The sequence below is a fragment of the Algoriphagus persicinus genome, from assembly GCF_035156415.1.
Classification (GTDB): Bacteria; Bacteroidota; Bacteroidia; order Cytophagales; family Cyclobacteriaceae; genus Algoriphagus; species Algoriphagus persicinus.
In genome coordinates this window covers 163,718-173,587 of the sequence record NZ_JAYEEY010000009.1, presented here as the reverse complement: position 1 = coordinate 173,587, position 9,870 = coordinate 163,718, and the positions used below count along the sequence as shown (strand labels likewise).

Annotated in this window: 12 protein-coding genes; 1 reads left to right on the top strand and 11 read right to left on the bottom strand. The window is 40.5% G+C overall.

Annotated features, from left to right (window positions below):
• Nucleotides 1-385: 385 nt before the first annotated feature.
• The 7 genes from pelA to U3A58_RS09180 all read right to left on the bottom strand — a co-directional run bounded on the left by pelA (nt 386) and on the right by U3A58_RS09180 (nt 6,516).
• Nucleotides 386-1,483: a pectate lyase gene (gene pelA, locus U3A58_RS09210; protein ID WP_323823124.1), complete on the bottom strand. Its 1,098-nt coding sequence runs from the start codon at nt 1,481-1,483 to the stop codon at nt 386-388.
• Nucleotides 1,484-1,507: 24 nt separating this feature from the next.
• Entirely contained in the window at nt 1,508-2,140 is a 633-nt protein-coding gene (locus tag U3A58_RS09205; RefSeq protein ID WP_323823123.1) for a nucleoside hydrolase-like domain-containing protein, read from the bottom strand.
• Nucleotides 2,103-3,014 (bottom strand): DUF1593 domain-containing protein, encoded by a 912-nt coding sequence (locus U3A58_RS09200; RefSeq protein WP_323823122.1) that lies wholly within the window; start codon nt 3,012-3,014, stop codon nt 2,103-2,105. Before U3A58_RS09200 ends, U3A58_RS09205 begins: the two co-directional genes overlap by 38 nt.
• Before the next feature lie 264 nt (nt 3,015-3,278).
• Nucleotides 3,279-3,824, bottom strand: a complete 546-nt coding sequence (locus tag U3A58_RS09195) for a DUF4943 family protein (protein WP_323823121.1) — start codon at nt 3,822-3,824, stop codon at nt 3,279-3,281.
• Nucleotides 3,825-4,325: 501 nt separating this feature from the next.
• Nucleotides 4,326-5,747 carry an alanine/glycine:cation symporter family protein gene (locus tag U3A58_RS09190; protein ID WP_323823120.1) on the bottom strand — a complete coding sequence of 474 codons (1,422 nt, stop codon included), beginning with the start codon at nt 5,745-5,747 and terminating at the stop codon, nt 4,326-4,328.
• Entirely contained in the window at nt 5,744-5,866 is a 123-nt protein-coding gene (locus U3A58_RS09185; protein WP_323823119.1) for a hypothetical protein, read from the bottom strand. Before U3A58_RS09185 ends, U3A58_RS09190 begins: the two co-directional genes overlap by 4 nt.
• A gap of 290 nt (nt 5,867-6,156) precedes the next feature.
• Entirely contained in the window at nt 6,157-6,516 is a 360-nt protein-coding gene (locus tag U3A58_RS09180; RefSeq protein ID WP_323823118.1) for a VOC family protein, read from the bottom strand.
• Between the two features lie 251 nt (nt 6,517-6,767).
• Here U3A58_RS09180 and U3A58_RS09175 point away from each other — a divergent pair, with 251 nt between their 5' ends.
• Nucleotides 6,768-8,264: a sodium:solute symporter family protein gene (locus tag U3A58_RS09175; RefSeq protein WP_323823117.1), complete on the top strand. Its 1,497-nt coding sequence runs from the start codon at nt 6,768-6,770 to the stop codon at nt 8,262-8,264.
• 76 nt (nt 8,265-8,340) lie between these two features.
• Here U3A58_RS09175 and U3A58_RS09170 read toward each other — a convergent pair whose 3' ends face one another.
• From U3A58_RS09170 to U3A58_RS09155, 4 genes are read right to left on the bottom strand one after another with little or no spacing between them, the layout of a single operon-like run.
• Entirely contained in the window at nt 8,341-8,598 is a 258-nt protein-coding gene (locus U3A58_RS09170) for a hypothetical protein (protein ID WP_323823116.1), read from the bottom strand.
• Nucleotides 8,599-8,654: 56 nt separating this feature from the next.
• The gene (locus U3A58_RS09165; RefSeq protein ID WP_323823115.1) at nt 8,655-8,864 is read right to left on the bottom strand and encodes a GDCCVxC domain-containing (seleno)protein; all 210 of its coding nucleotides are present in this window, start codon (nt 8,862-8,864) and stop codon (nt 8,655-8,657) included.
• The gene (gene merTP, locus U3A58_RS09160; RefSeq protein ID WP_323823114.1) at nt 8,864-9,460 is read right to left on the bottom strand and encodes a mercuric transport protein MerTP; all 597 of its coding nucleotides are present in this window, start codon (nt 9,458-9,460) and stop codon (nt 8,864-8,866) included. Before merTP ends, U3A58_RS09165 begins: the two co-directional genes overlap by 1 nt.
• Nucleotides 9,457-9,840 carry an ArsR/SmtB family transcription factor gene (locus U3A58_RS09155; protein WP_323823113.1) on the bottom strand — a complete coding sequence of 128 codons (384 nt, stop codon included), beginning with the start codon at nt 9,838-9,840 and terminating at the stop codon, nt 9,457-9,459. The genes merTP and U3A58_RS09155 overlap by 4 nt, the downstream gene beginning before the upstream one ends.
• Nucleotides 9,841-9,870 lie beyond the last annotated feature (30 nt).

The window sequence follows — 9,870 nt, the reverse complement described above, 5'->3', positions numbered from 1 at the left end:
TTCTTGCAATCCAACTCGCTGTGGAAGCGTTGACTGAACTCTATAATCTCCTGACCTCGAAAAATATCCATTTCTTGCATTTTTAACAGTATAAATATATGCAATTATAGGGACACCTCTAAAAACATTTACTAAGATTTCAAATGCAGTAATCTTAATACTAAAAATTTTGGTAAAAATTCCTTAACCCAGCAATTTTGATTTTATACTTAAAATCAACTCTGTTTGACTGATCGGAATTGAATTAAATTGTTGTTATGAGAACAAATTAGGAATCTAATTTAAAGCAGATGTTGAATAACGATAAATACCGGTTGAATTTGGGTTATTTTAAAAATCAGCAAACTAAAAATGAAAAAGCCGACAACAAGTATCGGCTTTCTAACTATTTCCCTTCTACCTGCTTTTTCCACTCCGGATATTTTTTCAAAACCTTTGCAGGTTCGTCGGTGTACCAGCTATAGCCGTTTCGACGTTCGTGGCCGATTTCTGCCAGTGAATTCTTTTTAATGCCATCCCGATCAGAGAAGAATGGTTTTTCGGTTTCCAAATCATAAAAGCGAGCCCATAGGGGAGGAGCGTTCCTGTCAGAAATCACTAATCTATTCTTTTTGCCATCTTCGTCAATTTTGGTTTCTAGTTTTATGCCTTCAATTTTGTGCTTTTCAAACCAGTTGACAGCACCATCTATGGAAGCGATGACTTCCTTAGAAGGATTTTCCAACTCCATCAGTAACTGAACAATGCGTACCGACTCCGAGCCGCTAAAAGAAGCTAGTTCATAGGTGCGGGCATTTGCCGGAGTGAGTGTTTTTTCATCATGCTGAGCGCACCAAACGGTAGGGGTTCCATCCACGACTATTTGAGTTTTCAGAATGCAATCAATTCCTGCGTCAAATGATTTTTGAGCTTGTGCTATAACCTTTGGATCCAGTTTCAATGCTGAATAAGCATTGTCCTCTGAGTAAATCTCCCTGAGAAACCTCAAGGTATTCACCATCGCATCATCATTGTAGGTAATGTGTCCAGAATAAGCGACAGATCCTGTGCGAACTGGGTAGAACTGGGGCCATCCACCATTGTCATATTGGGAGATGAAGATGTAATTCAAGCCTTTCTCAAATGCCTCTTTATAGCGAGAATCCTGACTGTGCCCATATACTTTCGCTAGAAATCTCATTTCGGTAATAGTGGCTCCATTGTCAAATGTGGCTCCGGTTTTAGATTTATCGGCTTTGATTTCCGCCCTTTCTGAATCGGATAAGTCCTGATGATATGCTTTGTTTTTCTCCCATCCACCAATATCCTTTTGAGTAAGCATGACATTCTCTGCAACAGCTTTCGCTTCCTCCGATCCATACCAAGCTTCAGGCATTTTGGTAGCTACATCCTTCCAACTCATGCTGAGATAGCTAGTTTCTTGCGCATGTGTCGTTGAAAATGTGAGTGCGAAAAGTAGTGTGAAAAGGAGATTGGTTTTCATGGTTTTTTGGCTGGGAGAGATAGTTTATTTTCCTTCAATAATGATTCTGCGATAGCTGGTAAGATTGGGAGTCCCATAGTCTGTCACTTCGCAGATCACATGAATTGTCTTTCCAGATATATCCTTTGGGAGATCAAATTTAATCCTTTTTGAATCGCTGTTAGGAATAGAAAAATTGCCTTTATACGTGCCTGCTTCAGGAATAATCCACCAGTTGAAGCTTAGCTCATCATCTTCAGAGTCATATGATTTGGAAGCATCGAGCATAACAGTTTGTCGTTTCCTTGCTTTTACTCTTAGAAGCTCTATTCCTTCATTCTTATTGATGACTACTATTGGATTCCGATTTCCTTTTCCTTCGTTTGCCCAGTCCATCCTGGCGGCGAAATTATTGAAAGTGGCGGGGTAGAAGTGCTCCTCATACGCGCTGGCCTTTTCACTGACTGGAGACTGGTGATTGGTGAATGCATAGGTTTCCTTGTCGAGACTGAGAGCCCATTCGAAATAGCCACCCCAACCGACTTGAGCTGGAACCAATGGGTCATTCAACCCATTTGGCATTAAGTGTAAAAAAGCTGGCGTATCGCCCTCAACTCCATATTTAAATTTGGGGTAGACTTTACCGAGATTCCCATGTGTNTGGAACCAATGGGTCATTCAACCCATTTGGCATTAAGTGTAAAAAAGCTGGCGTATCGCCCTCAACTCCATATTTAAATTTGGGGTAGACTTTACCGAGATTCCCATGTGTTTGGATTTGATTAGCATATTCTTCCCAATTGTTTTTCCCTGCTCCATTTTGAAATTTCCAGGCTACTTCGTCCCAAATGAAAAGTAAATCGTCTTTGAATTCTTTCCGCATCCATTGATGTGAGCTAATAGAATAGTCATCTTTTTGACCTCTGTCTTGATCAGTGATCGTGTAAGTGGGGATTTTGTGAAGAAATTCCTTCAATTCAGCTTCACTTCTTTCCTGCTTCACTTGCCAGATCGCCTGTGCCAGTGTGTTGCCCCCTCCCCAAACCGTAATCCACAGTGGCCGCTGATCAGCCTCATCTGCAAGTTTGATAATCAAATCACTTCCAGGTGAATTGTTTCCTTCCCCGATGAATTTATATCCTCTGTTTTTACTTCCAAACACCGTAATGCTTCGCAGGTAATCCGGACTTGGCCAGTAGCCTATGTTTTGCTGTGATTCATCTGAAATAAAACTCTTTTGGTCAGAGCGTTTGAGGAGATTTGGAAGATCTTTTTCATACGCATCTATCGCGTCATGGATCAGGCCTATGAACTCATCCCGCGTTCTATCCAGGCTCCAGCCAGTGGTGAATACGAGGCCTTCTATTTCGTACAAATCTGCGTGTACAAGCAATCTAACTAGTGATTCGCTATCATCGGGTTCCCACGTAGAAATGTCCGTCAAGACCAGCAGCCGAGGTTTTGGTGGGGAGGGGTTTCTATTTTGCTGCGCAAAAAGTGCTGTTGAAAAAAGTGTTGGAATGATTAGAAGAAAAAGTAGCCTAGCGTTCATAGATTGAGAGGGATGATCAATTGAGTTTTATAAAGTAACGGCAGTAAATCAAATCTATTATTAGCTGAAAAACTACTTACTTAACATATCAGGACAAACTTAATTATATTCCAAACACTTAAGTTTTTAACGAAAAGTGAAAGTAGTATGCCCTCTCTAATATGCGTTTAATTCTTAAAACACTCAAAATCAAAAAATATTCTTCGTGTAAACCTCTGTGCTTAATCGACTTTAAGAAACTGCTGCCAGAAGCAGGACATGCAGTTAATGCCACCGATATTCAGTGTTCATCAAAGGATCAATTCCTTTAAACTGATCAAAGTCCTTGTTCTTGTAACTGTTCCACCAGTCCTGGTATGATTTGGCAATTAATTCTTGAACCTCATTTCCCTGTTCTATTCCCCCGGCGGCATCTTTTTTCTCGACTACAGGATTTTGGGATGGAAATGTGCCAATCAAGTATTCACTGTCTATTGCTCTTGCACGGATAGATTCTATAGTCCACAATACATACATTCCTAAGCTACACTCAGGAAACCATGCGGAAGAAATCCAGTTAGTAGGAAAATTGCTTATGAGTTGCGTTTCATTTCTATAGGCTAGAAGTGCAGGGATATCTTTATAAGAGAAATCCGGTAGTTCGAAAGGCTCGTATTTACCTTTTTTTAATAATTCCACGTATCTGTCCACATCCATATTTGAAGGAGCAAATTCATCGGTATCGCAACCCAAAAAGCTCAATAGACAGATGCAAACCAGCACAGTTCTTAGCTTTTTCATAGTAGTAGTAGTAGTAGTAGTAGTCTTCATTAGTTCTAGTAAATCAGCGACGTTTCCCACGCGATCATTCATTGCATGTATTTCGCAACAAGTAGCTATTCAGTTGGTTATATTAACCGAAATTAATTATCTCGTTCAAATTACCAAAAAAAACTGACAATAAAGTGCCGGCTTTCGAATAGGATTGATGATCTTTTGGAAATTATCAGTTTTTTAATTTTCCGGCCTTTCTATGATGAGTTTATCATCCAACTACAATTAAAAGGTTTTACAAAATTATCCTCTTTTAGGATAAGCAGGGCAAAGGATGTTTACACTTTATGTGTATCCGCATGAATGCACGTACTAAAATTATGTCTAGTTCAAGCCTGAAAAAATCCCCCTTGCCCACTTTTAGAAAAGGGGAAATTGCCAAATTTGAACTTCTAGCATTACTTCAAAGTACATACGTGCAGTTAAGCGAATACACATATTACAATTTATTCTTTGCGAACCTTTGTGGTCTCTGTGGTTAAAATCCCTATGCTTTACTTACTTCCAGAAGTCAGCATTCTCAATGCCTACATCTTTGGCAATGAAGACTGGATCTTTGCCTTGCTTCTTCTGCTTCTTGTAATCAGCCAAAGCTTTGAAAGCTGGCTTGCGGAGAAGGATGATTGCTATGATGTTGAGCCAAGCCATTAGTCCCACGCCGATATCACCCATGGTCCAGGCCATCTGGGCAGTTTTGATAGATCCATAGAATGTGGCTCCCAAAATACCGATTCTGAGTACCCAAATGCCCCATTTGTTAGTAGAATTTCTGAGCAAATAACTAAGATTAGTCTCTGCGATATAGTAATAAGCCATGATAGTGGTGAAAGCGAAAAACAGCAAGGAAACGGCTACGAAACCTGCTCCAAGCGAAGGGAATTGGGAGGCAATGGCAAACTGTGTGTATTCTGGCCCAAAGGCAACTCCAGGTAGATTTTCTACTATAAATCCCCCATCAGGATTGAGCACATTGAATTGACCGGTAAATAAAATCATAAGCGCTGTAGCGGTACACACAAAAAGCGTATCCACATACACTGAAAATGACTGAACCAAACCTTGCTTCACAGGGTGACTAACTTCAGCAGCAGAAGCAGCGTGAGGGGCAGTTCCCTGGCCTGCTTCGTTAGAATAAATACCTCTTTTTACTCCCCAAGCGATAGCCATACCAAATACGCCACTGAAAGCTGCCTCCATATTAAATGCAGATTTGAATATTAATACAAAAACCGCCGGTACCTGAGTGATGTTTATAGAAATAATAACCACAGCCATCAGGACATAGGCTGCAGCCATAAAAGGAATCACGACCTCTGCTACTTTACTGATTCTTTTCACTCCGCCAAGGATGATCAAACCCATAAATACAGTTACAAAAACACCAGTATATTCCACTGGTATGCCGAATGCATTGTCCATACTCAAGGCAATACTATTGCTTTGAACACCCGGCATAAATAAGGCCGTCGCCAGGATGGTAGAAAAAGCAAAGAGCATAGCATACCATTTTTTGCCGATTCCTTTTTCTATGTAATAGGCTGGTCCACCCCTATACTCGCCATTGTTTACTTCTTTGTAAATCTGACCCAAGGTAGATTCTACAAATGCCGATGATGCGCCAAGGAAAGCAATCACCCACATCCAAAAGATGGCTCCAGGACCTCCCATGGCAATGGCGGTGGCTACTCCGGCGATATTTCCTGTTCCTACCCTTCCCGATATGGCAATCGCGAATGCCTGAAAGGATGACACGCCCTGTTCAGAGGATTCTCCCTTGAACAAGAGTCGAACCATCTCTCGGAGGTAAGTGACCTGAAGAAATTTGGTGGCAAAGGAGAAATATATTCCGGCAGCCAAGCAAAGAAAGATCAGTGCATTACTCCAAACAACTGCGTTAATAGCTTCTACAATTTCTTTCATCTGTTTATAATTTGTTTTTTTAAGGTCATAACCTGTCCCGTGACGAAGGAAACGGGATGGAATCTCGCATATTTGATAATCACCATTCTGTGTGACGCTTGAGTCATGCTCGATGTCATGTGTTTTTAAAACTTAGAATTTCTGAAACAAGTGTAATCTGTGTCTATTATTTGCCCGAAGAAAGTAAAAAATCAGCGATTATAGCAGAAGAATAATTTTAAATGGCCGTAATTCCTGATTGATCGCCTTTGAAAATTAGGTGATTGTAGAAAAAGCTTACTTTTTAAAGGGATTTTAAAAGGTGTGATTTATCTGATTTCCCTACTGTATCCAAATCTATTGGATCAGAAAGTAAGCACGATTTGATAACTGTTTTTTAAAGTAATCCATGTGAAAGGAGGCCAAATTTCTATTTATCAAATTCAATCAACTCAAATCTATTGCCCCAAGGATCCCTGAAGAAGCAACGCTCACGACCTTCAATCAAGGATGAATAACTGATTTCGATGTTTTCCTTTTGCAGGAAAGCTTTGGTTTTTTCCAAGTCTTCTACCACCAAGGCAGGATGCCTAGCGGAATTACTTTGATGCCCTTCTTCTTCGCGAATATGCAGTTCTACATCGCCCATTTCTATCCAAATAGCGCCATTGGGATGAGTGCCTGGTATTTCTTTTAGCAACAGCTTTTCGGTATAAAATCGCCTAGCCTCTTCCCTGGTATTAGTTGGGAGGGTGATCAGTATATGGTCCAAACGCGTAATTTCAAGCATACTAACTTTGTTTTAAATGAATTTTGGGAGATAAATACTCAGATGAAATTGCATAAAAAAGGAAACAAAAAGTAATTTCTTGATTTTCATACTGACAAAATATCTGGTATTTTAAGCTGCTACCTAGCGAGTTATTGATGATCTTCTCATAGAAAAAGCAATTGTCTACTTTCAGAGTTTTTAGCTTGCCACTTCTGATTGTATTGTTTCCTATTTTAGTGCATTATAAACCCCAAGATACCTACCCATAAATGGATTTACCGATCATAGATTTAGTCGTATTTTTAGTTTACATGACCGCAATTGTGCTATTTGGCATTTCTTTTTCCTTCAGGAAAAGAACTGCACTGGAATACACTACAGGTGGAGGCCGACTTCCGAGTTGGGCGATTGGAATGTCAATTTTTGCCACTTTTGTAAGTAGCATCAGTTTCCTTGCACTTCCCGGTAATGCTTATTTATCTAATTGGAATGGCTTTGTATTTAGCCTCTCCATTCCTTTTGCCGCTTGGATTGCGGTCAAGTACTTTGTACCGTTGTATAGAAACCTTAAAAGTGAGTCAGCCTATTATTATCTGGAAACTCGTTTTGGTTCCTGGGCCAGAGTGTATGCCTCGATTTGTTATTTGTTGACTCAGTTGGCTCGGATGGGAGCTATCATGTATCTCTTGGCTCTTCCGATGAATGCACTCTTTGGCTGGAGTATTCCTTTGATTATCATTTGCACCGGAATAAGCGTCATGGTATATGCCATGCTGGGAGGGATAGAAGCGGTGATCTGGACTGATGCTATTCAGGGAATAGTTTTGATAGGAGGTGCTTTGCTTTGCCTTATCGTGATTTTGTTCTCCATGCCGAACGGTCCGGGAGAAGTATTCACGATAGCCGCTGAAGCTGATAAATTCAGCTTAGGGAGTATCAAGTTCAATTTTGTAGAATCGACTTTCTGGATGATTCTGGTCTATGGCTTGTTTATCAATCTTCAGAATTTCGGGATTGATCAGAGCTACGTTCAGCGTTATATCACTGCCAAAACGGAGAAAGAAGCTATCAAATCCACTTGGCTTGGAAGCTTACTTTATGTGCCGGTCTCACTCTTGTTTTTCTTCATTGGAACAGCCCTTTTTTCCTACTATCAAGCCTATCCGAGTTTGTTGCCGGCTGAATTACAGCTGGCTGAAAATGCAGATAAAGTATTTCCCTATTTCATCGTATCTGGGCTTCCAGTCGGAGTAACCGGGATTTTGATTGCCTCAATTTTTGCAGCGGGGATGAGTACTGTTTCTACCAGTATCAACAGTTCCGCGACTGTTTTTCTTTCAGATCATTATAGAAAATATATTCACAAAAATGCCACTGAGAAGCAATCCATGCGGGTGTTGTTGATCAGTTCATTTGTGATGGGAGTGCTTAGTATCGTGGTAGCATTAGCTTTCAATGGCGTTACCAGTGCGTTGGATGCTTGGTGGGCACTTTCATCGATTTTTAGTGGTGGGATTTTAGGCTTGTTCCTATTGGGTTTTGTAGTCAAAAAAGCTTCTGGCAAAGCCGCAGCCATCGGTGTACTGTGCGGAGTGATAGTCATTGGGTGGATGAGCCTATCTGCGGTTCTTTTGAAAGGAACGAGTCTGGCAGGTTTTCAAAACACACTGCATACCAATTTGACCATTGTGATGGGGACACTCACCATTTTTGTAGTAGGTTTTCTCTTAACATTCCTTTTTTCCAGCCAGAAGTCAGTAAAGTAAAATGGCCTTTTTAATTCAATTTGGCAATGCACCTGATAGGCAGGTAGTAGGATTAAGTCGGATTTGGGATTAACGCTCAACGGTCTGAAGCAAGTACTTCTTTCGTTCCATTATTGTCATGCTCATCAGTATGGTGGTGGTCTTGGGTATCTTGTTCATCTCCATAATGAAAATCTACGAACTCTACTAATGAAGTCCCGTTATGCTGTGCCTGCTCCTGATAATGCTCTATAAATACAGGATGCTTCTGTAACACTGAGCCTAGATCCATAGTAGACCCCATGGATTGCATCAGGAATAGACCACTGAATGATATGTAAAGAATGAAATTCATCGAGATGCAATTATAAGATTAATAGGGTGCAAGGGTATTGCAAAATACAAACTAATTTAGCAGCAATTGCCTCCTTTTAGCTGTATGGAGGGGCATTTGACTGTACCATAGGAGCAGTACACGCAACAATCTCCTGCTTTTGGTTTTAGTACCTGGAGACAGTTTTTACATTCGTAAAAATACTGGCAAGCATCAGTTGGCATTTTTTCATCTTTCTGATACCCGCACTGTGGACAGGTGATGGTGGATTCCATGATGATTTTCATTAGCGTGCTTTTTTATTGGTTACTGAATATCCAGTTGAGTTTATGGCTTCCTCAATTTTCGAAAAGCTAGTTTTGGTCTTGTCAAACTCCACTATAGCATTCCCTTTTTCATAAGAAGTTGACACTTTAATAATTCCACTTAGCCTATTAACTTCATGGTCAACATGTACCGCACATGCATTACACGTCATCCCATTGATTTTAAACGTGGCGGTCTGAATATCTGACTCATCAACCACGATTATCGATTTTTCAGCTTTGGGGTAGAAAATTTGTGCGTAAAGTGGGAATGTGAGCATTAAGACCACAAAAATTGTAACAATGGCGAGGAATTTTCTTGTATGCCAGAACGAGGAATGGGCAGGTTCACACTCACAATTAACTTCATATTTGGCCTTGGTCCTAAACTTTATATACCAGGCAATCCCTAATACAGCAATAGTAATAACCACAAAAAAAGGCCGTGCAGGATCTAACCAGGAGAAAGTGGAAGCCAATCCGCTAATCCCGGCTACCAAAGCAATCACAGGGGTAATGCAGCAAAGGGAACTTATCAGTGCAGCGATCATGCTGCTGATTAACAAGGGATTTCTCATAATACCGGAATTGATTTTGAATAACCCAATAAATCGAGCAATGAAAAAATGATCTGTTGACTCCCCTCTTGCAACGAATAGTAAATGGTTTGTCCAGATTTCTTGGTTGTCACTAATCCGGCATCTTTCAGCTTTTTCAAATGTTGGGAAATGGAAGGAAGGGTCATGCTCAGGATGTCTGACATATCACAAGGACAAAGCTGACTTTCTAGCTGCAATAGGTACATGATTTTAAGACGGACAGGATTTCCAGTCATAGACAACACTTCTGCCAGTTCTAATAAAGGTAGCTCCTTGTTTTTCAAATCTTCTTTACACCTCTCGATCTGAATTCCATCGGCATATGCACGGATACATGTATTCGGTGTTGCTTTACTCATCCTATGTGTATTTAAGTGATTGCTTAAACA

Coding starts and splice junctions, on each gene's coding strand:
- pelA (WP_323823124.1), bottom strand. CDS start 1,483: ATGAAAACCAATCTCCTTTTCACACTACTTTTCGCACTCACATTTTCA.
- U3A58_RS09155 (WP_323823113.1), bottom strand. CDS start 9,840: ATGAGTAAAGCAACACCGAATACATGTATCCGTGCATATGCCGATGGA.
- U3A58_RS09180 (WP_323823118.1), bottom strand. CDS start 6,516: ATGCTTGAAATTACGCGTTTGGACCATATACTGATCACCCTCCCAACT.
- U3A58_RS09185 (WP_323823119.1), bottom strand. CDS start 5,866: ATGACATCGAGCATGACTCAAGCGTCACACAGAATGGTGATTATCAAA.
- U3A58_RS09175 (WP_323823117.1), top strand. CDS start 6,768: ATGGATTTACCGATCATAGATTTAGTCGTATTTTTAGTTTACATGACC.
- merTP (WP_323823114.1), bottom strand. CDS start 9,460: ATGAGAAATCCCTTGTTAATCAGCAGCATGATCGCTGCACTGATAAGT.
- U3A58_RS09190 (WP_323823120.1), bottom strand. CDS start 5,747: ATGAAAGAAATTGTAGAAGCTATTAACGCAGTTGTTTGGAGTAATGCA.
- U3A58_RS09195 (WP_323823121.1), bottom strand. CDS start 3,824: ATGAAGACTACTACTACTACTACTACTACTATGAAAAAGCTAAGAACT.
- U3A58_RS09170 (WP_323823116.1), bottom strand. CDS start 8,598: ATGAATTTCATTCTTTACATATCATTCAGTGGTCTATTCCTGATGCAA.
- U3A58_RS09165 (WP_323823115.1), bottom strand. CDS start 8,864: ATGAAAATCATCATGGAATCCACCATCACCTGTCCACAGTGCGGGTAT.